The organism is Streptomyces sp. NPDC003027 (assembly GCF_053591435.1).
Genome location: NZ_JBSFTU010000017.1, coordinates 103,779 through 125,037 on the forward strand (window position 1 = coordinate 103,779; position 21,259 = coordinate 125,037).

A 21,259-nucleotide genomic window follows, 5' to 3' on the forward strand; every position below is an offset into this window, starting at 1 on the left:
GCGGCCGCTGTGACGGTGGCGACAGGGACGTCGGCGGGTCAGTCGGCCGTCAGTTCGACTGGAGGACCGGCAGCGCGGGAGCGCCCGTCGGCAGCATGTGCTTGGCGGCCATCACCGGCGTCTCGCCCACCCGGACCACCTGGGTGACCAGGACGGCCGGGGTGTCGGCCGGGCGTCCCAGCTGCTCCCCGCGGCGCTGGCCGAGCAGGGTCGCGGTCACACTGCTGTGCGCCCCGAGCGGCACCCCGCGCGAGGCCCCGGCGAGCACCGCCAGCATGGAGGTGCGCCCGGCCGCCGGCTCGGTGCGCAGGGCCCGCGCGAAGTCGGGGTGCGCCCGCTCCAGTACGTCGTCGGCGGCCGCCCACTCCTGGCTGAGCGCGGCCGCCGTACCCTCTCCGGCCAGCAAAGACTCCCAGAAGCGCAGCTCCGACCGGGCGGCGGCGAGCAGGTGCTGGGTGGTGAAGTCGGTGGGCTCCTCGACCGTCCGCAGCAGCGCCCGGACGGTCAGCGGGGCGCCCGCCCCGATCAGCTCCTCCAGCGGCTGGATGTGCTCGAAACCGCGCCGCGGCGGACGGTCGGCGACGGTCCGGCCGACTCCGCGCCGTACCGAGAGGAGTCCGTCCTCCTGGAGCAGGAGCAGCGCCTCGCGCAGGGCGGGGCGGCTCACCCCCAGTTCGCTCGCGAGCTTGGGCTCCGAGGGGAGTGTCGAGCCCGGGGGGTAGGTGCCGTCGTGGATGGCGTCCGCGATCCGTTCGTAGAGCACCACGACGGGTCGCCGCTGCTGTCCGCTGACTGCCACTGCCCCTCCTCGACCGACTTGTCGGCAAGTCAACGGTATTCGGATTCACAGGTCAAAGGGTCTTGACGTGTGAAGCGCGTAGAGTCCAGCCTGTCGTGGCGCTGCTTGTCAGACAAGCAAGACGAGTAGTGCGCGTAACGACGTGACATCCAAGGCAAAGGGGCCGACATGTCAGCAAAATCCGACCTCAGCGGCCGTGGGCCCATGCTCCTGGCGATGGTGCTCGCCGTCCTCGGCTACCAGATCAACGCCACGATGCTCAGCCCCGCGCTGCCGGATGTCATCGAGCGCCTGGGCACCACCACGGCCGCCGCCGGTCTCTCCCAGACCCTCTTCTTCCTGATGGCGGCCATCGGCCAGGTCACCCTCGCGCGCCTCAGCGACCAGCGCGGCCGCAAGCCGATGATGATCGTCTGCGCCTTTGTGCTGATCGCCGGAAACCTGCTCTGCGTCTTCGCGCCCAACATCGAGGTCTTCATCGCCGGCCGTGTCCTCCAGGGCATCTCCGCCGCGATGTTCACCCTCGCCTTCCTCACCCTCAACCAGCTGCTCAGCCCGGCCGGCTTCGGCAAGGCCGCGGGCATCATCACCGCCGTCAACGGCGGCCTGGCGGGCGTCGACGCCATCGCCGGCGGCCAGATCGCCGACACCATCGGCTTCCGCGGCATCTTCGTCTGCTCGACGCTGATCGCGGTCGCGGGCCTGATCGGCGTGCGGAAGTACGTCCCCGACGTCCCGGCCGCCGCCCCCGACGGCCGTCTCGACTCCCGGGGCATCGCCGCCCTCGCGCTCGGCCTCACCGGCATCCTCGTCGGCCTCGCCCAGGGCGCCGCCTGGGGCTGGACCTCCGTGCTCACCCTCGGCTTCCTGCTCGGCGGTCTCGCCTCGCTCGCCTTCTTCGTCGTGTCGCAGAAGAGCGCCGCCAACCCCGTCATCGACATCGAGGTCCTCGCCTCGCGCCGCGCCTGGCCGCTGCTCCTCACCACGATCTGCACCCTCGGCGGCGCCTTCGGAGCCATCGCGCTCACCATCCCGCTGTTCTCCCAGGACGTACGCGTCGGCCTCGGCCTCTCCGCCGTCACCGCGGCCGTCCTCTTCCTCACCCCGATCCAGCTGATCGGCGTCGTCTCCGCCCCGCTGACCGGCCGCCTCGGTCCGAAGATCGGCTGGCGCACGATCGTCGTCGCCGGCGCCGTCGCCAACTTCGCGATCTTCCTCTTCGCCACCTTCTTCCTGCACCAGGAGTGGATCCTGGTCGCCGCGCTGGCCGCGCTCGGTGTCACCTACGGCGGCTTCATGCTCACCGGCCTCAACGGCCTCGCCGTCACTACCGCCCCCAAGGACAAGCCGGGCTCGCTCTCCGGGCTCAACGGCGCCTGCTTCGGCATCGGTGCCTCGCTCGGCATCGCCCTCGCCTCCGCGATGATCACGGCGGGCAGCGACGCCCAGGGCGTCACCGAGGCCGGCTACCAGCACGCGATGTACGCGGCGCTCGCCCTGCTCGGCATCGGCGTCGTCACGGCCCTGCTCATCGAGCGCCCCGAGCCGGCCGACGCCTCCGAGGACGAACCGCGGCTGGTGCTCTCGCACCACTGACCGGGCGGCCGGCCCGCCCGCGTGGCCTCACCCGTACGGCCCTTCGCCCGGCGGACCGTACGCCGTTTCCCGCCGCCCCCGTGCGGACCGGAGCCCTCCCTCCTGGTCCCACGGGGGCGGGCGTGATCTCCGGCGTACCCCCGCGTCCGGGGACGGCGTCCGGGCATAGCCTGGCAGGGTGATCGACGACCCCCGATACCTCACCGCGGGCCCCCGTGTGGGGCTGCGGCCCTACACGCCCGCCGACGCGGAGGAGTTCACCGCCCATGTCCGCGCCAGCCGCGAGCTGCACCGCCCCTGGCTCTTCCCACCGGACAGCCTCCAGGCGTACGCGGCCTACGCGGGGGCGATGGACGAGGACCCGGCGAGGGAGGGGTTCCTCGTCTGCGAACGGGAGGAGGACGGCCGGCTCGCCGGATTCGTCAACATCAACAACATCGTCCGCGGCGCCTTCCTCAGCGGAGCCCTCGGCTACGGCGCCTTCGCGCACGCCGCCGGCCGCGGACTCCTGACCGAAGCGCTGGGACTCCTCCTGCCGTACGCCTTCGGCCCGCTCGGGCTGCACCGCCTGGAGGCCAACATCCAGCCGGGCAACGCCGCCTCCCGCGCCCTGGTGCGCCGCGCCGGATTCCGCCTCGAAGGCTTCTCGCCCGCGATGCTCTTCATCGACGGCGCCTGGCGCGACCACGAACGCTGGGCCGTCACCGCCCCGCCCGGACCCGTGGCGCGGCGCACCCCGTCCTAGGTGAGAGCCACGAGCCGCTCCCGGACCGCTACGGGGTCCGGACGGCGCCCTGACCCCGGCGCTGGTCGACGTACTCGAAGACCGAGCCGTCCGGGTGGACCGCGATGAGGTTGCGGCCCGCCGGGGTCGGCACCGGGCCGGCCAGGACCCTCGCGCCGGCCTCGGTGAGCGAGGTGAACGCGGCGTCCACATCCTGGACGGAGATGGTCGCCGCGACCTTGCGCAGCACCTCCAGCTCCGACTCCGGACCGCTCATCAGCAGGAAACACCCGACGGCCGCGACCGAGACGCCACCACGCTCGAAGCGCAGGGCACGGCCGCCGGTGAGCCGCTCGTAGAAGCCGACCGCCGTATCGAGGTCGTCGACACAGACACGCAGCGTGGTTCCGAGAATGTCCATACGGACGACCCTAGTTGACCGGGGCGGACCGTCAGGAGACCCGGCACAGGATCTCGCCGTGCGGCACCATGAACCAGGCGTCCTCCCGCCGGCCCCACTCCCGCCACGCCTCGGCGATCGCCGCCAGCCGTTCCCCCGTGGTGTGGCCGCCGTCCACCGCCAGCTTCGCGTACACCGACTCGGTCGTGCGGTCCGCCCACAGCCCGCTCCACCACGCCCGCTCCTGCGCGGTGGCGAAACACCAGGTCGCCGCGGTCGTCGTGACGTCGGTGAACCCGGCCTGCCGCGCCCAGGCGAACAGCCGCCGCCCGGCGTCCGGTTCACCGCCGTTGGCGCGCGCGACACGCCGGTACAGCTCGCGCCACTCGGTCAGGGCCGGCGGCTCCGGGTACCAGGCGAAGGAGCCGTAGTCGCTGTCGCGGGCGGCCACCAGCCCCCCGGGACGGCACACCCGCCTCATCTCCCGCAGCGCCCGCACCGGGTCGCCGACGTGTTGCAGCACCTGATGGGCGTGGACGACGTCGAAGGAGTCGTCGGGGAAGTCCAGGGCGTGCACGTCGGCGACCGCGAACTCCACGTTCCGAACGCCCCGTTCGGCGGCGTGGGCGCGCGCCTTGGCCAGGACGTCCTCGGCCGCGTCCACCGCCGTCACCCGGCCGGGCGCGACCAGTGCGGCCAGATCGGCGGTGATGGTCCCCGGCCCGCAGCCCACGTCCAGGACGTCCAGACCCGGCCGCAGCTCCGGGACCAGATACGCCGCGGAGTTGGCGGCGGTGCGCCAGCTGTGCGAGCGCAGCACCGACTCGTGGTGGCCGTGGGTGTAGACGGCGGTCTCCTGGTGCTCGGACTTCTGCTGGTGCTCGGACTTCTGCGCCATGGCCGGACTCCCTTGGGTGGTGGGTAGGGTCACCGTACGCCCCACCGCCATATCGTGAGACGTAAATCTTGAGATATGGACAAGGTGTCGGTGGACTCCCCGGGTTACTCCCCGGCTCCCTGGGCACCCGCGTGGTGTGCACCGCCGACAGTGCCCGCCCGCCGCGACAGAAGAACGCGTGGAGGAAGGTCCGCCATGAACGAAACGTTGTCCGCGCTCGCCCAGCAGCTCCGGGTCGACTCCGTGCGAGCCGCCGACGCGGCCGGCTCGGGCCACCCCACCTCCTCGATGTCGGCCGCGGAGATCGGCGCCGTCCTCCTCGCCCGCCACCTCCGCTACGACTTCGACCGCCCCGACCATCCGGGCAACGACCGCCTCATCCTCTCCAAGGGGCACGCCTCGCCCCTGCTCTACGCCATGTACCGGGCGGCCGGCGTCGTCGCCGACGGCGAACTGCTCACCTTCCGCCGCCGCGGCAGCCTCCTCGAAGGCCACCCCACGCCCCGGCTGCCCTGGGTCGACGTCGCGACCGGCTCCCTGGGCCAGGGCCTGCCCGTCGGGGTCGGCATGGCGCTCGCCGGGAAGTTCCTCGACCACGTCCCGTACCAGGTCTGGGTGGTCTGCGGGGACAGCGAGATGGCCGAGGGATCCGTCTGGGAGGCCGTCGAGCACGCCTCGTACTGCCGCCTGGACAACCTCACGCTGATCGTCGACGTCAACCGCCTCGGCCAGCGCGGACCCACCCGCCACCAGCACGATTTGGGCGCCTACGCCGCCCGCCTCGAAGCCTTCGGCTGGCACACCGTGCCGATCGACGGGCACGACGTCGACGCCGTGGACGCGGCGCTGCGGGAGGCCCGCGCCACCGTCGGGCGTCCCACCGCGATCCTCGCCGCCACCCGCAAGGGCCGGGGCGTGGCCGCCGTGGAGAACCGCGAGGGCATGCACGGCAAACCGCTCCCGGACGCCGAGGCCGCCATCGCCGAGCTGGGCGGCACCAGCGACCTCCAGGTCGACGTGACCGACCCGCCCGCCGCGCAGGTCCCCCGCCACGAACGGGGCCGCGCGCCGGATCTCCCGCGCTACGACAAGGGCGGCGAGAAGGTCGCCACCCGCGACGCCTACGGAGAGGCCCTCGCCGCCCTCGGCGCCGTGCGCGGTGACGTCGTGGCGCTCGACGGCGAGGTCGGCGACTCGACGCGCACCGAGTACTTCGCCAAGGCGCATCCCGAACGCCACTTCGAATGCTGGATCGCCGAGCAGCAGCTCGTCGCGGCCGCCGTGGGGCTCCAGGCGCGCGGCTACGTCCCGTACGCCTCGACGTTCGCCGCCTTCCTCACCCGGGCCCACGACTTCATCCGGATGGCGGCCGTCAGCAGGGCCGGGATCAACCTGGTGGGCTCCCACGCCGGTGTCGCCATCGGTCAGGACGGGCCCAGCCAGATGGGCCTGGAGGACCTGGCGATGATGCGGGCGGTGCACGGCAGCACCGTCCTCTACCCCTGCGATCCGAACCAGACGGCGAAGCTGGTGGCGGCGATGGCCGACCTGGACGGCGTCCGCTATCTGCGCACGTCCCGCGGCGGGTCCCCGGTCCTCTACGGCCCCGAGGAGGAGTTCCCGGTCGGCGGCAGCAAGGTGCTGCGCAGCCACGGCGAGGACGACCGCGCGACCGTCGTCGCCGCCGGGGCGACCGTCCACGAGGCGCTGCGCGCCGCCGACCGGCTGGAGGAGCTCGGCCTGCCCGTACGGGTCATCGACCTGTACTCGGTCAAGCCGGTGGACACCGCCACCCTCGACCAGGCGGCCGGCGCCACGGGCTGCGTCCTGACCGTCGAGGACCACCGGCCCGAGGGCGGGATCGGCGACGCGGTCGCCGAGGCGTACGCCAACGGCCACGGCGACGTGCCCCGCCTGGCCCGGCTCGCCGTCCGCTCCATGCCCGCCTCCGCGACGCCGGAGGAACAGCTCCACGAGGCGGGGATCGACGCGGACGCGATCGTGTCGGCGGTCGAGCTGATGCTGGAACGGGTCCTCGTGCGCTGACGTCGGCGACCGGGCACCGGGCGGCGGCCGGAGCGCGGACGGCGGGCGGCGGAGGACCGGCCGCGCGGCCGGTCGACCGGGGCCGGGCAGACGAGGTCCGCCCGTGCGGACCTGCTCCCGTGCGGACCGCGCCCCGCGCCGAGTGTCGCCTCTCCGTCACCCCGACGGCGGCGGGTACCGCGTGCACCGCTCTTCTCCGGCGGCACCCGGTCCGGCGCCGGTCGGACCACCCGCCGGCGCCGCCCTCTGGGGCGGCGAATCCCCATGATTCTTCGTATAAAGGGCAGTGGCGCCATGGGCGTGCGCCGCCCGTGGCTCAGGAGGTACGGAACATGCGACAGACGGCTCCGGAAGGCCGCGGCCCGGTGCGCTACGGGCCCCCCGTGCCGGAGCCCGACCTGCCCGTGCTCCCCGGGCAGGCCGCGATCCTCGCCGCGGCCGCCGGCCGCGGCACCGTCGAGCCGCCCGGCGGAGGCCCCGTCCTGCGCGAGGCCGCCGGCGGGTACTGGTGGCGGCGCGGACTGCGCACCCACGCCGAGGACGTGGTCGCCGCCCCCGGCGCCCAGCCCCTGCTGTTCGCCCTCCTCGCCGCCCACGGCGGGGACGTCCTGATGCCCCGGCCGTGCCCCGCCTGGTGGACGCCGCAGGCGCGGCTGCTCGGCCGCCCCGCCTACCACGTACCCACCCCCGCGGAGTGCGGCGGCATCCCCGACCCGTACGCCCTGTTCGAGACCGTGCGGCGGGTGCGCGCCGAGGGCGGACAGCCCCGGCTGCTGCTGATCTCGGTCGCCGACGACCCCACCGGCACCGTCGCCCCGCCCGAACTGGTCCGCGAGGCCTGCGAGGCGGCCGTCGCCGAGGGGCTGCACATCATCAGCGACGAGACCTGGCGCGACACCCTGCACCGCCCCCAGGACACCGTGCTGCTCAGCCCCGCCGAGATGTGCCCGGACGACGTCACCGTCCTCTACGACCTGGCCGGCGCCCTCGCCCCCGCCGCCTGGCCCTGCGCCGTCGCCCGCTTCCCGCCCACCGCCCCGTCACGCGACGACCGGTACGCCGACCCGCGGGCCCGCACCCTGGACGTCCTCACCGCCCTCGGCGCCGTCGTCGCCGGCCCGGTCGCACCCGCCGCGGCGTACGCCCTCGACGAACCCGAGGAGGTCACCGTACGGGCCGCCCAGAGCGCCGCCCTCCACGCGCGCGTGGGCGCGGCCGCCCACCGGGCCGTCCTCACCGCCGGAGCCCTCGCCCTGCCCCCGCAGGCCGGCCGTCATCTCTACGCCGACCTCGGACCGCTGCGGGCCGGGCTCGCCGCACGGGGCGTCACCGACTCCATGGAGCTGGAGAACCATCTCACCGAACGGCTCGGCACCCCCGTCCCCGGCGGCCACCGCTTCGGCGACGAACTCGGGGCGCTGCGGGTGAGGTTCGACACCGGAGCGCTCCTGGGCCCGGCCGAGGAGGAGCGGAAGGAGGCGCTCACCGCCGCCGCGCCCGAGGAACTGCCGCACGTGAGCCGCGCGTTGGCATCCTTCGGAGCCGCCCTGGAGGAACTCCGGTGACCCCCGGGAAACTCCGGCACCACCCCAGAACCGGATATCCCCGACGAGCTGCCGAGAACGGAGCCCGCAGATGACGGAACAGACGGCAAGCCCGGCCGAGCCCCCGCTCACCCGCCCCGCACCCACGGCCCCGGCCCCGGTGCTCCAGCCCCTCGGGCGGCTCCGGGACGACTGGCCGTGCTCCTTCGCCGACCGCCTCACCGCCCCGCTCCCCGGCGTCCGCGCCATGGCCCGGCTGGCCCGCGAGGGCACCATGCGCCCCGGCCGCGAGGGGCTGCGCGACATCCCGCTGCTGCCGTACGAGCCCGGCCCGCTGCCGGCCGCCGGGCCCGGCACCGTCTCCGTCACCTGGGCCGGACACGCCAGCTGGATCGTCGGCATCGGCGGCCTGACCGTCCTCACCGACCCCGTCTGGTCGCGCCGGATCCTGGGCACCCCGGCCCGGATCACCCCGGTCGGGGTGGCCTGGGAAAACCTGCCCCGGGTCGACGCCGTCGTCATCAGCCACAACCACTTCGACCACCTCGACGCGCCCACCCTCAGGCGGCTGCCCCGGGACACCCCGGTCTTCGTCCCCGCCGGACTCGGCCCCTGGTTCACCCGCCGGCGGTTCACCCGGGTCACCGAACTCGACTGGTGGGAGGCGTGCGAACTCGACGGCGTGCGCGTGGAGTTCGTCCCGGCCCACCACTGGTCGAAGCGAACGCTCCGCGACACCTGCCGCTCCCTGTGGGGCGGCTGGGTCCTCACCGACCCCTCCGGCCGCCAGGTCTACTTCGCCGGGGACACCGGCTACGGCCACTGGTTCGCCGAGATCGGCCGCCGCCACCCCGGCATCGACCTCGCGCTGCTCCCCATCGGCGCCTACGCGCCGCGCTGGTGGCTCCGCGACGTCCACACCGACCCCGAGGAGGCCGTCCGCGCGTTCCAGGACCTCGGCGCGCGGCGGATGGCGCCCATGCACTGGGCGACGTTCGTCCTCTCCTCCGAGCCGGTCCTCGAACCCCTCACCCGGGTCCGGGCCGCCTGGGAACGGGCCGGTCTGCCCCGCGAGGACCTCTGGGACCTCCCGGTCGGCGCCTCACGCGTGCTCGCCGCCTGACGTGTTCGCGTCCTCCCGCCGCGCCGCCCGTACCCGACGCCACAGCCCAGGAGCCCCGCTGATCAGCAGCGCCAGGACCACCGCCGCCACCACGCCCTGCCACGGCTCGGGGAAGAGCGAGCCGCCCAGAATCCCGATCAGCTGATACGTCGCCGCCCACGCCAGACACGCCGGCAGGTCCCCCCGGACGAACCGGCGCAGCGGCATACCCGCGAGCAGGCACGCCAGCATCACCGGGATCCGCCCGGCCGGCACCAGCCGCGACAGGACGAGCACCGACACCCGATGGGTCTCCAGCCGCTCCCTCGCCTGCGCGAGCCGCTCCGGGGCCGCCCGGCCGCGCAGCGCCGCGAGCCACCGCGAACCGTTCTTCGACCGGACACCGCGCTGGCCCAGCCAGTACAGCGCCACATCGCCCACGAGCGCCGCGAAGGCCGCCACGAGGAAGACGAAGAGCAGCGGGAGCGGCGCCGTCTGGTGAAAGGCGACGACGGCCGCCGAGCTGACGACCGCGCCCGTCGGCACCACCGGCACGAGCGCGCCCAGCGCCACCAGCAGGAACAGCGAGGGATAGCCGACCGCGCGCTGCGTCGACTCGGGCGGCAGCTCCCGCACCGCCTCCAGCAGCCCGTCGATCACCGGGCGACCTCCGGCCGCACCCGCTCGCCGTGCCCGAGGAGATGCACCGCCACCTTCGGCGCGAGCCGCGCCGCGTGCCGGACGAACTCGTCACCGGGCGCGTGGAACTCGTGCGGCCGCACGGCGTCCATCCCGATCGGCCAGTACGTGCCGTAGTGCACCGGCACCGCCGCGGCCGGCGCGAGCGCCGCCAGCGCCCGGGCCGCCCGCCCCGCGTCCAGATGGCCGTGGCCCAGGTACGGCCCCCAGCCACCCACCGGAAGCAGTGCCACGTCCACCGGCCCCACCGCCCCTGCCATCCCGTCGAAGAGGCCGGTGTCCCCGGCGAAGTAGGTCCGCGCCTCGCCCTCGACCACATAGCCGAGCGCGGGGGAGCGGTGCGGCCCCACCGGGAGGCGCCGTCCGTCGTGCAGGGCGGGCACGGCCCGTACGGTCACGCCCTCCACCGCCAGTTCGTCGCCGGGCGCCATCTCGGTCAGTCGCAGGCCGAGGCCGTCCAGCTTCCGCAGCCCCGGCACGGCGCGCGGGGCACCGTCCGGCACGATCAGCCGGGTCCCGGGCGCGAGCCGGGCCAGCGAGGGCAGATGGAGATGGTCCGCGTGCAGATGGGAGACGAGCACCGCCTCGGCGGCAGCGGCCTCGGGGGGCGGAAGCGCGCCGCGCCGCCGCCGCAGATGCGCGAGCCGGCGCGCGAAGAGGGGATCGGTGAGGAAGCGGACCCCGGAGTCCTCGACCGTGCATGTGGCGTGACCCCACCAGGTGACCTCCACCGGCACGCCCGCCCTTCCCGTCGACGACCTCGGCACTCCGTTACGAGAGTAGATGCCCCGGCGGGTGATGCGGGGCGTCCGGGGCGGGGCACGGGGGTAGCCATCCGTCAGCGAGGCGATGGGAGCCGCGGTGAGCACCAAGGGGACGATCGGCAATTCGGCGCAGTGCCCGCGCTGCGGAGGCGTCCTGGCGGTCACCCAGGACGGCTGGAGGATCTGCCACACCTGTGGCTACTCCTCCCCGCCGTGAGTCCCGGCTCTCCACGGCCCGCCCGCGCCGCTCCTCCGGCCCCGCGCCCCGGTCCGGCCGCGCCCTCCTCGCCCGTCCGGCTTCGGAGTAGGGTCGGCCCATGGACGACGTTCGGGTGGCGGCGATCGCCAGCCTCACCCCGCTCGAGGAACTCGACAGCGACCCCTTCCTGGTCGACACCCGCAGCCAGCACGCGATGTGCGCCCGCTGGGCCCGCGACAAGGGCTATGTGATGGCACGGCAGCTGCTCTTCTACGGAATCCGCCCCGACCACGACGCGCTCTGGGCCGACGTCGACGCGGGGGAGATTGACCTCTTCGTCGCCCCCAACGAACGCGTCCTCGCACGGGCCTTGACCGACGTCCCCGGCTTCTTCGCGGAGTGCGAGCGGCGGGGCGTACGCCTGGAGACCGCGGGCCTGGACGAGCCGGCGTACGACGCGGCCGGAAAGGCCGACGTCCACCGCCGGCTCTCCATGCCCACCGCCGGATACGACGGCTGCTAGCACGCACGCCTTCGGCCCGGGCCGACCTTTCGCCCGGGCCGGACAGGGCGCTGTGCCACGCTTGAGGCAGGAAACGGGTGAAAGGTGAAACAGGCGTGGGAGACGGGCGATGGCGGATCGCCGGACGCTGGCGGACCGCGGGCGGCGCACTGCTGCGGGTGATCGTGGTCTGGGCGGTGTCCACCCTGACCATGCTCGCCCTGGCCGGACTGCTGCCCGACTTCCAGCTCCAGTCCCCTGACGGCGACACCATCACCCGCACCGCGCTCACCGCCGTCTGGGGCGCCGGCGCGTTCGGCCTCCTCGGCGCGCTGGTGTGGCCCGTGATCGTACGGGCCCTGCTGCTCGTACCGGCCCTGATACTCGGCCTGTTGGTGTTCTTCCTCAACGGCTCGCTGCTGCTCGTGGCGCTCTGGCTGATCCCCGACGGGCGGGGCGCCGCCGACCCGGAGACCGCCGTCGTGGTCGCCGCGGTGATGTCCGCCGTCGCCTCGGCCACCTCCACCGCCCTGGCCGTCCGCGACGACGACGCCTACCGCCGCCGCCTCTACCGTCTCGCCGACCGCACCAGGACCCGCCCGGCGAGCGGAACTCCCGGCGGACCGGGGCCCGAACCGGTCCACGGCACCCTCTTCCTGCAACTCGACGGCGTCGGCCACCAGGTGCTCCGCGACGCCGTCGCCGCCGGACTGATGCCCACCGTCGCCGGCTGGCTCGACACCACCCACCGGCTCACGCCCTGGCGCACCGACTGGTCCAGCCAGACCGGCGCCAGCCAGCTCGGCATCCTGCACGGCTCCAACGAGGACGTGCCCGCGTTCCGCTGGTACGAGAAGGACACCGGCCGGCTGATGGTCAGCAACCGGCCGGCCGGTGCCGTCGAGCTCCAGCGCCGCGCCATCGCACGCACCGGGGACGGCGGGCTGCTGACGGTCGACGGGGCCTCCCGCGGCAACCTGTTCAGCGGCGGCGCCGACCAGCTCGCGCTCGTCCTCTCCATGGCCGCCCGGCGCGGCCGCCGCAACCGCTCGCGGGCCGGTTACTTCGCCTACTTCTCCGACCCCGCCAACGCCGTGCGCACCGCCGGGTCGTTCGTCGCCGAGGCCGCCCGCGAGACGGTCCAGGCGACCCGGGCGCGGCTGCGCAAGGAGGCCCCCCGGGTCTCGCGGGGCGGCGCCTACCCCTTCATCCGGGCCTTCGCCACCGTCGTCGAGCGGGACGTGGTGGTCGCCGCGGTGATCGGGGACCTGCTCGCGGGACGGACCGCCGTCTACGCCGACCTCGTCGCCTACGACGAGGTGGCGCACCACTCGGGGCCGCACGGCCGGGACACCGACCAGGTGCTCGCGCGGCTCGACCGCTCGATCGCCCTGATCGCGAAGGTCGCGGAGCACGCGCCCCGGCCGTACCGGATCGTGCTCCTCTCCGACCACGGCCAGAGCCCCGGGGAGACCTTCGAGGGCGCGTACGGGCTCACCCTCAAGGACCTCGTACGGGCCGGGTGCGGACTGCCCGTACCGCGCAGGGCCGGGCGCACGCCCAGCGGCTCCGAGGCCAGGGACGCGGCGCGCGACGCACTGCGCAGCGCGCTGCACCGCCCGGTCGACGAGTACGGCGAGTACGGCGAGGTGACGGGGGCGCGCGGGCAGGCGGGGGTGCCGGCCGGCCGGCCGTCCGAGCCGCTGGTGCTGGCCTCCGGCAATCTGGGACTGATCTCCTTCCCCGACGTCCCGCACCGGATGACCAAGGAGGAGATCGACCGCCGCCATCCCGCTCTGCTGCGGACCCTGGCCAACCATCCCGGCATCGGCTTCCTGCTGGTCGCGAGCGCCGAGCACGGTTCGGTCGTGCTGGGCCGGGACGGGGCGGAGGTGCCGGTCGCCGAACTCGCCGACGACGGGCCGCTCGCCGTCTTCGGGCCGGGCGCGGCGGACGCGGTGCGGCGCACGGACGGCTTCCCGCACGTCGCGGACATCATGGTCAACTCGATGTACGACCCGGCGACGGGCACGGTCCACGCCTTCGAGGAACAGATCGGCTCGCACGGCGGCCTCGGCGGCGAGCAGGCATACCCCTTCCTGCTGTCGCCGGTGGAGCTGTCGCCGCCGCCGGCCGGTCTGGTGGGCGCGGAGCAGGTGCACCGGGTGCTGCGCGGCTGGCTGAGGGAGTGCGCGGGGCCGCAGGTTCCGCTGCAGATTTCACTGCCCACGGCCGATGCGGAAGTACTTCTTCCGGTTGATGGCCCGGTCGGGCAGGACAAAACCAGCTGATTTGGACGGGTGTTCGCCGTTGTCCGAGGATATTCGGGTTTGCACGACGGAAGGCACCACCCCCTCATGAGCACGGCGACAACTCCACAGGACATCTCGCTCGACAGCACGCCGAGCGGCAGGGCCGACGGCGAGCGGCACGGCGGGCAGGGCGGTGACCAGGACGATAGGCACGCCCGGCGCTTCGGACTGCCCATCGCGACGGCCCTGGTCATGGGCAACATCATCGGCGGCGGGATCTTCCTCCTGCCGGCCTCCGTCGCCCCCTACGGCACCATCAGCCTGGTCGCCCTCGGAGTCCTCACCCTCGGAGCGATCGCCCTCGCCCTGGTCTTCGGGCGGCTTGCCCGGCGCCACCCGCGGACCGGCGGCCCGTACGTCTACGCCCGCGAGGCGTTCGGCGACTTCGCCGGATTCCTGGCCGCCTGGTCGTACTGGATCACCACCTGGGTCTCCAACGCGGCCCTCGCCGTCGCCGCGGTCGGCTACCTCGACGTACTGATCCCGGTCCACGAGTCGAAGGCCGCCACCATCGCCGCGGCCCTCACCCTCCAGTGGCTGCCCGCCCTCGCCAACCTCGCGGGCACCCGCTACGTCGGCGCGGTGCAGCTCGTGGCGACCGTCCTGAAGTTCGTCCCGCTCCTGGTCGTCGCCGTCGGCGGACTGTTCTTCTTCGACAGCGCCAACCTCGGGCCCTTCCTCGCCGACGGCGACAGCGCGCTCGGCGCCGTCTCCGCCTCCGCGGCGATCCTGCTCTTCTCCTACCTCGGCGTCGAGTCGGCCGCCGTCAGCGCGGGCGAGGTCCGCGACGCTCGCCGCAACGTCGGCCGGGCCACCGTCCTCGGCACGCTCGGCGCCGCCGCGATCTACCTCCTCGGCACGCTCTGCGTCTTCGGCACCGTCGCCCACGACCGGCTCGTCGACTCCGGCGCGCCCTTCTCCGACGCGGTGAACGCGATGTTCGGCGGCTCGTGGGGCGGGACGGCGATCGCCTGCATGGCGCTGGTCTCCATGGTCGGCGCGCTCAACGGCTGGACGCTGCTCAGCGCCCAGACCCCGTACGCCGCCGCCCGGGACGGCCTCTTCCCGAAGGCCTTCGCCCACAAGCGGCGCGGGGTCCCGACGGTCGGTGTCGTCGTGACCGTCGTCCTGGCGTCGCTGCTCACGGTGTACAACTACACGGCCGGCACGAAGGGCGTCTTCGAGATCCTGGTCCTGGTCACCACCTTCACGGCCACCGTCCCGTACCTGCTGTCCACCGCCGCCCAGATCTACTTCCTCCTCTCCGGCCGGTCCGAGCGCGTCGACCGCGGCCGCCTGATCCGCGACGGGGTCCTGGCCGGGGCGGCCTTCGCCTTCTCCATGTGGCTGGTGGCCGGCTCCGGCTACGCCGCCGTCTACCAGGGCGTGCTGTTCCTCTTCGCGGGAGTGCTCGTCCACGCGTGGATGTCGGCCCGCAAGGCGCGCGCCGGCGGCCTGAGCGCCTGTGCCGGTCCGGTGAATTCGGACGCCGCGGCGTAGGCCGCCCGGGCGGATCCGGCGCGGGGAAGGGGGCGGTGGATCCGTACCGGGGCAGTACGGATCTCCATGAGGCCTCCGTCCGCGCTCCCCGCCACCCCGGCGGCCACCTCCAGCGCGCCCGGGCCCCCCTTTTCGCGCCCCGACCGGGCCCGCCCGCCCGGCCTGTCCGATCCCTCCGGCCTGTCCGATCCCTCCCGACCGTCCGGAGCGCCCGTGACGGGCAACCCCGGGCCGGCGGCCGTCACAGCCACCGCCACGCCCGTTCCCCCACCGCGGAGCCGTCGGCGCGGGCGCCCGTGGTGGCGCGTCGGGGTGGTGCCCGTGCTGGCCCTGCTCGTCGCGCTGTTCGGGATCTGCGGCGGGACGGCCGGGGGCGGCGGGACCGAGGCCGGACACGCCGCTTCCGCCGTGCCCGATCCTGGCGGTGAGGCGCACGACACGGCCGAGTCCGAGGCGGCGTCGCCGGGCCGGGCCCGCTCCCGGCGCCGGGCCGCCGCCCGGCGCGGGCGCCCGCCCGCCCCGCCCGCTCCCGTCCGGCGCGCATCGGCCGCCGCGTCCGTCATCCACCCGGCCCCGCGCGACCGCGCCCTGCGCTGCGTGGTGATGCGCTGCTGAGAGGCCCGTACCTCTCACCGCCCCTCACCCCCCACCGCAAGGAGCTTCACCATGCCCGTCGACCCCTTCGCCGTGCTCAACGCCCTGCTGCGCGCCGAGGCCGCCCGCGAGGAACGGACCGCCCGCGCCACCGAACCGGAACCGGAACGCGCGCCCGGCCGGGAGGCCCCGACCGCCCCCGCCGGGAAGGAGAGGCGCGCCACCCGCTGACCGACCCGACGCCGAAGAGGGCCCGGCGGGGATCACGCCTTGCCGGGCCGGTGGACGGCGGAGCCGCCGGTGGTGTTCGAGTGGCCGCCGAGTCGCCGGGGGCCCGCGGGGGTAGGGCCATGAGGTGAGCTATGTGAACCCCGACGGGGGATACAACCGTGACAGCCGCTACATCACCACCCGGATCACCGCCGACGGGCGGGACGGCTTCCGCGTGGAGCCGGGGCGCTACCGCCTGGTGGTCAGCCGCGCCTGCCCCTGGGCCGGCCGGGCGGTCATCGTGCGGCGGCTCCTCGGCCTTGAGGACGCTCTGTCCATGGCCGTCGCGGGCCCGACGCACGACGAGCGCAGCTGGACGTTCGACCTGGACCCCGGCGGCCGTGACAGCGTGCTCGGCATCGAGCGGCTCCAGGACGCCTACCTCGCCCGCGACCCCGGCTACGACCGGGGCGTCACGGTGCCGGCGATCGTCGACGTGCCGACCGGCAAGGTGGTGACCAACGACTTCGCGCGGATCACCCTCGACCTGTCGACGCAGTGGCGGCCCTATCACCGCGAAGGGGCTCCGGCGCTCTACCCGGAAGCGCTGCGCCCCGAGATCGACGCGGTGAACGAGGAGGTCCACCGGGACGTGAACAACGGCGTCTACCGCGCGGGATTCGCCGGGTCCCAGGAGGCGTACACCGAGGCGTACTCCCGCCTCTTCGCCCGTCTCGACCGGCTCTCCGAGCGGCTCGAGACCTCCCGGTACCTCGTCGGCGACACGATCACCGAGGCGGACGTACGACTCTTCACCACGCTCGTCCGCTTCGACGCCGTCTACCACGGTCACTTCAAGTGCAACCGGCAGAAGCTGGCCGAGATGCCGGTCCTGTGGGCCTACGCGCGCGACCTCTTCCAGACACCCGGATTCGGTGACACGGTCGACTTCGACCACATCAAGCGGCACTACCACCTGGTCCACCGGGACATCAACCCGACCGGGATCGTCCCGGCGGGCCCGGACCTGTCGGGCTGGCTCACCCCGCACGGCCGCGCGGCGCTGGGCGGCCGGCCGTTCGGCGACGGCACCCCGCCCGGCCCGCCCCCGGCCGGGGAAGCGGTACCACCGGCCCACACACCGCTGGGCGGCTGAGCCTGCGCGCACCACGGCGTGAGTCGTGTCTCATCGAAGGCCGCGCCGCTTGTGTATGCAACTCGTTGCATACGAAGATCGGGGCATGGCACTCGAACACGCGATCCTCGTGTCGCTGCTGGAGAAGCCGGGCTCCGGCTATGAGCTGGCCCGGCGGTTCGAGCGGTCCATCGGCTACTTCTGGACCGCCACCCACCAGCAGATCTACCGCGTGCTCAAGCGCATGGAGGCCGAGGGCTGGGTGGACGTCCGGGAGGTGCCGCAGCAGGGCCGCCCGGACAAGAAGGAGTACTCCGTCGCCCCCCTGGGGCGGGACGCCCTGTCCCAGTGGCTGCACGAGCCGATCGAACCCGAAAGCGTCCGCCACGACCTCGCCGTGAAGATCCGCGGCGCGGCTTTCGACGATCCCGCCGCGCTGATCCGCGAGGTCGAGCGGCACCATCAGGCGCACACCGACCGGCTCGCCCGGTATCTCGCCGGAGAGCTGCGGGACTTCACCGGAGCGCAGGCCCCGGGGCCCAGCGGGACACCCGACGCGGGGCGGGAGCTCCAGCACGTGGTGCTGCGCGGCGGCATCGCGTACGAGCGGATGACGCTCGCCTGGCTCGACGACGTACTGGACACGCTCCGCAGGCTCGGCCCGACCGAGCGATGAGCAGGCCGGGGCGAGCCCCCGCGTGCCCTCGTCTCCCGCACCCCTTCACCCCTCGAAGCCGACGACTCGACCAGCCTCGACCTGGTTCGACTCGACTCGCCTCCTTCTGACCGATTCGAACGCGACGACCCGACGCCGGAAAGGCGGACACCATGACCGACCCGCTGCTGTTCAACCCCCGTACGTACGACCCGGCGCACTTCGACCCCGAGACCCGGCGACTGCTGCGCGCCACCGTCGACTGGTTCGAGGACCGCGGCAAGCGCCGGCTGATCGAGGACTACCGTTCCCGTGCCTGGCTGGGGGACTTCCTCGCCTTCGCCGCCAAGGAAGGGCTGTTCGCGACCTTCCTCACCCCCGCCTCCGCCGCCGGCGACAACGGCGACAAGCGCTGGGACACCGCCCGGATCGCCGCCCTGAACGAGATATTCGGCTTCTACGGGCTCGACTACTGGTACGCCTGGCAGGTGACCATCCTCGGTCTGGGGCCGGTGTGGCAGAGCGACAACGCCGCCGCCCGCACCCGCGCCGCCGAACTCCTCTCCGAAGGGGAGGTGTTCGCCTTCGGCCTCTCCGAGAAGGCCCACGGCGCCGACATCTACTCCACCGACATGCTTCTGGAGCCCGACGGCCAGGGCGGTTTCCGTGCCACCGGCTCCAAGTACTACATCGGCAACGGCAACGCCGCCGGACTCGTCTCCGTCTTCGGCCGCCGCACCGACGTCGAAGGACCGGACGGATACGTCTTCTTCGCCGCCGACAGCCGCCACCCGGCCTACCACCTGGTGAAGAACGTCGTCGACTCCTCCAAGTACGTCAGCGAGTTCCGGCTCGAGGACTACCCCGTGGGGCCGGAGGACGTCCTGCACACGGGCCGTGCCGCCTTCGACGCCGCGCTCAACACCGTCAACGTCGGCAAGTTCAACCTCTGCACCGCCTCGATCGGCATCTGCGAGCACGCGATGTACGAGGCCGTCACCCACGCGCACCAGCGGATCCTCTACGGCCGGCCCGTCACCGCCTTCCCGCATGTGCGCCGCGAGCTGACCGACGCGTACGTCCGCCTCGTCGGCATGAAGCTCTTCAGCGACCGCGCCGTCGACTACTTCCGTTCCGCCGGCCCCGACGACCGCCGCTACCTGCTCTTCAACCCCATGACGAAGATGAAGGTGACCACGGAGGGCGAGAAGGTCATCGACCTGATGTGGGACGTCATCGCGGCCAAGGGGTTCGAGAAGGACAACTACTTCGCACAGGCCGCGATCGAGATCCGGGGGCTGCCCAAGCTGGAGGGCACGGTCCACGTCAACCTCGCGCTCATCCTCAAGTTCATGCGGAACCACCTGCTGAACCCCGCCGAGTACGCGCCCGTGCCCACCCGCCTCGACGCGGCCGACGACGCCTTCCTTTTCCAGCAGGGACCGGCCCGCGGCCTGGGCTCCGTACGCTTCCACGACTGGCGCCCCGCCTACGACGCGTACGCCGACATCCCCAACGTCCGCCGCTTCCGCGAGCAGGCGGACGCCCTGTGCGAGTTCGTCACCACGGCCGCGCCCGACGAGGAGCAGAGCCGGGACCTCGACCTCCTCCTCGCGGTCGGCCAGCTCTTCGCGCTCGTCGTCCACGGCCAGCTGATCCTGGAGCAGGCGCGTCTGACCGGACTGGACGCGGACGTCCTGGACGAGCTGTTCGGCGTCCTCGTACGCGACTTCTCCGCGCACGCCGTCGAGCTCCACGGCAAGGACTCCGCCACCGCCGAGCAGCAGCGCTGGGCCCTGGACGCGGTCCGCCGCCCCGTCGTCGACGAGGCCCGCTCGGGCCGCGTGTGGGAGCGCGTCGAGGCGCTCGCCGGGGCGTACGAGATGGGGCAGTGACCGTCGTCTGACCGCCGTACCGGGCCCCGGCCGGTGAAGGGCCGGGGCCCGGGCGGGTGGTGGCACACCTCGGCGCCCCGGCACCCGCCCCCGACCGCCGGCGGACCGTTTGGCAGACTGCGCCTCTCTCGGCGGGAAACGCCGGAAGTACACCGAGGAGCGGCAGCGTTGAGCGTCACCATCGAAGGACGGATAGACCTCGCGGGGCCGGTGGGCAAACTGCTCCACCGGCGCCCGCTGAAGAACGGCACGGTCATGCAGTCGTTCGGCTTCGACCCCGTGTCGGGCGACATCTTCGTCACCCAGCTGATGGGGGGCGGGATCCAGCTGCCCGACGAGACCGAGCCGCTCAGTTACGCCGTCCGCAACGAGCACGGCGACCTGTGCGTCACCCGGCTGAACCGGTCCGGCGCGATCACCGGGCACATGTATCTGCGCGGCTTCGGGCACGGCGTCGCCCTCGGCGTGGAGAACCGGGCCGGGGTCGTCCATCTGTGGACCGAGACCGCGTCCCGGCCCAACAGCAAGAAGCAGGGGTTCGGAACGGCGGTCACCCACTTCGAGTTCCGCTCGGGCACGGTCCTGGATCACGGCTCCTCCCTCCACGCCACCCCGTACCGGCCCGCACCCGGCGCCGAGTTCGTCACCTGCACGATCGACCGCAGCGCCGGCGAGCTCGTGATCCGCTTCACCGTGGGCGACGAGAACTACTTCGAGCGGTACGACCTGGCCAAGGCGTCGGCCGGCGTGTGGGAGCCGATCCAGCGCATCCCGCATCCCGACCAGAACGGCTGGTTCCAGGGCTACACCTCCCACGGCGGCGTCCTGTACATGCTCTCCGGCATGCCCATCGACCCCGTCCACTACCCCCAGAACCCGCCGCCGGGCAACACCTATCTGACCGCCGTCGACTGGGCCACCGGCGCCATCCTGGACCAGCGGCTCTGTGTGGCCGCGCCCGGGCTCGCCTTCCGTGAGCCCGAGGGCATGACCGTCGCGATCCACGACGGCGTGCCGCACCTCTACTTCGGCTTCGCCGGAGAGCTGGAGGGCCCGCGCACCTGCACCATCATGTTCCTCTCCGGGGCGCCGGAGGTCGACGGCGTGAAGGTCCTCACCGACTGGCAGCCGCTCACCCTGGCCGCCGGTGTCACCGCCGACCGGAACGCTCCCCAGGGCCGGCTGATCTCCATCGCCGGGACGACGACGCTCCAGCTCAGCGGCGGCGTCAAGGGCTCCTTCGCCACGGACGCCGTCATCGCCACGCTGCCGGACACGCTCACCCCGACCATGACCACGCGCGCCACCGCGCCCCGCAACAGCACCGGCGGTGTGTGCGTCGCCCGCGTCGAGGCGAGCACGGACCGGCAGCTGCGCGTCTACGGCGGGAGAAGCGACAGCGTCATCACCTGGGCGCAGCTGGACAGTTTCAGCGCCGTCTGGCGCTGACCCCCAGGCCCCTCTTCTCTTCCCTTTTCTTCTCACGCTTCGTCAAGGAGTCGATCGACCATGTCGCAGAACCGCCGCAGCCTTCTCGGTGCCGCTCTCGCCCTGCCCGCCGCCCTGACCGTGGGGAGCCTGGCCACCGCATCCCCGGCCGCCGCCGCCACCGGGGGTGTCGAGGCGGGGGAGTGGGCCGACCTCGTCCTGGAGCCCGGCATCACCCCGCAGACCGGCGCCACCCC

Annotated in this window: 19 protein-coding genes; 14 read left to right on the plus strand and 5 right to left on the minus strand. The window is 73.5% G+C overall.

The window, feature by feature from the left end:
• Positions 1-49: 49 nt before the first annotated feature.
• Positions 50-799, minus strand: a complete 750-nt coding sequence (locus ACWDX6_RS15055; protein ID WP_451485373.1) for a GntR family transcriptional regulator — start codon at positions 797-799, stop codon at positions 50-52.
• A 168-nt stretch (positions 800-967) separates the two neighbouring features.
• On the opposite strand from ACWDX6_RS15055, the gene ACWDX6_RS15060 reads away from it, so the two are divergent.
• Positions 968-2,395: an MFS transporter gene (locus tag ACWDX6_RS15060; protein WP_451485374.1), complete on the plus strand. Its 1,428-nt coding sequence runs from the start codon at positions 968-970 to the stop codon at positions 2,393-2,395.
• Positions 2,396-2,573: 178 nt separating this feature from the next.
• Positions 2,574-3,140, plus strand: coding sequence for a GNAT family N-acetyltransferase (locus tag ACWDX6_RS15065; RefSeq protein ID WP_451485375.1), 567 nt, complete (start codon positions 2,574-2,576; stop codon positions 3,138-3,140).
• Between the two features lie 28 nt (positions 3,141-3,168).
• Here the strand turns inward: ACWDX6_RS15065 and ACWDX6_RS15070 are convergent, their stop codons facing one another.
• Together ACWDX6_RS15070 and ACWDX6_RS15075 are read right to left on the minus strand one after the other, a co-directional pair.
• A complete protein-coding gene (locus ACWDX6_RS15070) occupies positions 3,169-3,540 on the minus strand; it encodes a VOC family protein (RefSeq protein WP_451485376.1) in 372 nt (123 codons plus the stop codon).
• Between the two features lie 31 nt (positions 3,541-3,571).
• Positions 3,572-4,417, minus strand: a complete 846-nt coding sequence (locus tag ACWDX6_RS15075; protein WP_451485377.1) for a methyltransferase domain-containing protein — start codon at positions 4,415-4,417, stop codon at positions 3,572-3,574.
• Positions 4,418-4,612: 195 nt separating this feature from the next.
• Between ACWDX6_RS15075 and ACWDX6_RS15080 the strand changes: the two genes are divergently transcribed.
• The 3 genes from ACWDX6_RS15080 (at position 4,613) to ACWDX6_RS15090 (ending at position 9,130) form a co-directional block, all read left to right on the plus strand.
• The gene (locus ACWDX6_RS15080) at positions 4,613-6,463 is read left to right on the plus strand and encodes a transketolase (RefSeq protein WP_451485378.1); all 1,851 of its coding nucleotides are present in this window, start codon (positions 4,613-4,615) and stop codon (positions 6,461-6,463) included.
• A 332-nt stretch (positions 6,464-6,795) separates the two neighbouring features.
• Positions 6,796-8,028, plus strand: a complete 1,233-nt coding sequence (locus ACWDX6_RS15085) for an aminotransferase class I/II-fold pyridoxal phosphate-dependent enzyme (protein ID WP_451485379.1) — start codon at positions 6,796-6,798, stop codon at positions 8,026-8,028.
• A 70-nt stretch (positions 8,029-8,098) separates the two neighbouring features.
• Positions 8,099-9,130, plus strand: a complete 1,032-nt coding sequence (locus tag ACWDX6_RS15090; protein ID WP_451485380.1) for an MBL fold metallo-hydrolase — start codon at positions 8,099-8,101, stop codon at positions 9,128-9,130.
• On the opposite strand, the gene ACWDX6_RS15095 is transcribed toward ACWDX6_RS15090, so the two are convergent.
• Together ACWDX6_RS15095 and ACWDX6_RS15100 are read right to left on the minus strand one after the other, a co-directional pair.
• Entirely contained in the window at positions 9,110-9,769 is a 660-nt protein-coding gene (locus tag ACWDX6_RS15095; protein WP_451485381.1) for a DedA family protein, read from the minus strand. The genes ACWDX6_RS15090 and ACWDX6_RS15095 overlap by 21 nt on opposite strands.
• Positions 9,766-10,545, minus strand: coding sequence for an MBL fold metallo-hydrolase (locus tag ACWDX6_RS15100; RefSeq protein WP_451485395.1), 780 nt, complete (start codon positions 10,543-10,545; stop codon positions 9,766-9,768). The genes ACWDX6_RS15095 and ACWDX6_RS15100 overlap by 4 nt, the downstream gene beginning before the upstream one ends.
• Positions 10,546-10,889: 344 nt before the next feature.
• On the opposite strand from ACWDX6_RS15100, the gene ACWDX6_RS15105 reads away from it, so the two are divergent.
• The 9 genes from ACWDX6_RS15105 to ACWDX6_RS15145 all read left to right on the plus strand — a co-directional run bounded on the left by ACWDX6_RS15105 (position 10,890) and on the right by ACWDX6_RS15145 (position 21,023).
• Positions 10,890-11,294, plus strand: a complete 405-nt coding sequence (locus tag ACWDX6_RS15105; RefSeq protein WP_451485382.1) for a recombinase family protein — start codon at positions 10,890-10,892, stop codon at positions 11,292-11,294.
• A gap of 95 nt (positions 11,295-11,389) precedes the next feature.
• Positions 11,390-13,564 carry a phage holin family protein gene (locus ACWDX6_RS15110; protein ID WP_451485383.1) on the plus strand — a complete coding sequence of 725 codons (2,175 nt, stop codon included), beginning with the start codon at positions 11,390-11,392 and terminating at the stop codon, positions 13,562-13,564.
• Positions 13,565-13,630: 66 nt separating this feature from the next.
• Entirely contained in the window at positions 13,631-15,085 is a 1,455-nt protein-coding gene (locus ACWDX6_RS15115; RefSeq protein WP_451485384.1) for an amino acid permease, read from the plus strand.
• 321 nt (positions 15,086-15,406) lie between these two features.
• Positions 15,407-15,700, plus strand: coding sequence for a hypothetical protein (locus ACWDX6_RS15120; protein WP_451485385.1), 294 nt, complete (start codon positions 15,407-15,409; stop codon positions 15,698-15,700).
• Between the two features lie 51 nt (positions 15,701-15,751).
• Positions 15,752-15,910, plus strand: coding sequence for a hypothetical protein (locus tag ACWDX6_RS15125; protein WP_451485386.1), 159 nt, complete (start codon positions 15,752-15,754; stop codon positions 15,908-15,910).
• A 133-nt stretch (positions 15,911-16,043) separates the two neighbouring features.
• Positions 16,044-17,045, plus strand: a complete 1,002-nt coding sequence (locus ACWDX6_RS15130) for a glutathione S-transferase family protein (protein ID WP_451485387.1) — start codon at positions 16,044-16,046, stop codon at positions 17,043-17,045.
• Positions 17,046-17,130: 85 nt separating this feature from the next.
• Complete coding sequence (locus ACWDX6_RS15135; protein ID WP_451485388.1) at positions 17,131-17,700, plus strand: PadR family transcriptional regulator; 570 nt, start codon at positions 17,131-17,133, stop codon at positions 17,698-17,700.
• Between the two features lie 152 nt (positions 17,701-17,852).
• On the plus strand, positions 17,853-19,574 hold the full coding sequence (locus tag ACWDX6_RS15140) for an acyl-CoA dehydrogenase family protein (protein WP_451485389.1): 1,722 nt from the start codon (positions 17,853-17,855) through the stop codon (positions 19,572-19,574).
• Positions 19,575-19,742: 168 nt separating this feature from the next.
• Entirely contained in the window at positions 19,743-21,023 is a 1,281-nt protein-coding gene (locus ACWDX6_RS15145; RefSeq protein WP_451485390.1) for a phage baseplate protein, read from the plus strand.
• Positions 21,024-21,259 lie beyond the last annotated feature (236 nt).

Excerpts from the sequence above, each read along its gene's own strand:
- ACWDX6_RS15060 (WP_451485374.1), top strand. The coding sequence starts at position 968 with ATGTCAGCAAAATCCGACCTCAGCGGCCGTGGGCCCATGCTCCTGGCG.
- ACWDX6_RS15070 (WP_451485376.1), bottom strand. The coding sequence starts at position 3,540 with ATGGACATTCTCGGAACCACGCTGCGTGTCTGTGTCGACGACCTCGAT.
- ACWDX6_RS15075 (WP_451485377.1), bottom strand. The coding sequence starts at position 4,417 with ATGGCGCAGAAGTCCGAGCACCAGCAGAAGTCCGAGCACCAGGAGACC.
- ACWDX6_RS15080 (WP_451485378.1), top strand. The coding sequence starts at position 4,613 with ATGAACGAAACGTTGTCCGCGCTCGCCCAGCAGCTCCGGGTCGACTCC.
- ACWDX6_RS15085 (WP_451485379.1), top strand. The coding sequence starts at position 6,796 with ATGCGACAGACGGCTCCGGAAGGCCGCGGCCCGGTGCGCTACGGGCCC.
- ACWDX6_RS15090 (WP_451485380.1), top strand. The coding sequence starts at position 8,099 with ATGACGGAACAGACGGCAAGCCCGGCCGAGCCCCCGCTCACCCGCCCC.
- ACWDX6_RS15105 (WP_451485382.1), top strand. The coding sequence starts at position 10,890 with ATGGACGACGTTCGGGTGGCGGCGATCGCCAGCCTCACCCCGCTCGAG.
- ACWDX6_RS15115 (WP_451485384.1), top strand. The coding sequence starts at position 13,631 with ATGAGCACGGCGACAACTCCACAGGACATCTCGCTCGACAGCACGCCG.
- ACWDX6_RS15125 (WP_451485386.1), top strand. The coding sequence starts at position 15,752 with ATGCCCGTCGACCCCTTCGCCGTGCTCAACGCCCTGCTGCGCGCCGAG.
- ACWDX6_RS15135 (WP_451485388.1), top strand. The coding sequence starts at position 17,131 with ATGGCACTCGAACACGCGATCCTCGTGTCGCTGCTGGAGAAGCCGGGC.
- ACWDX6_RS15140 (WP_451485389.1), top strand. The coding sequence starts at position 17,853 with ATGACCGACCCGCTGCTGTTCAACCCCCGTACGTACGACCCGGCGCAC.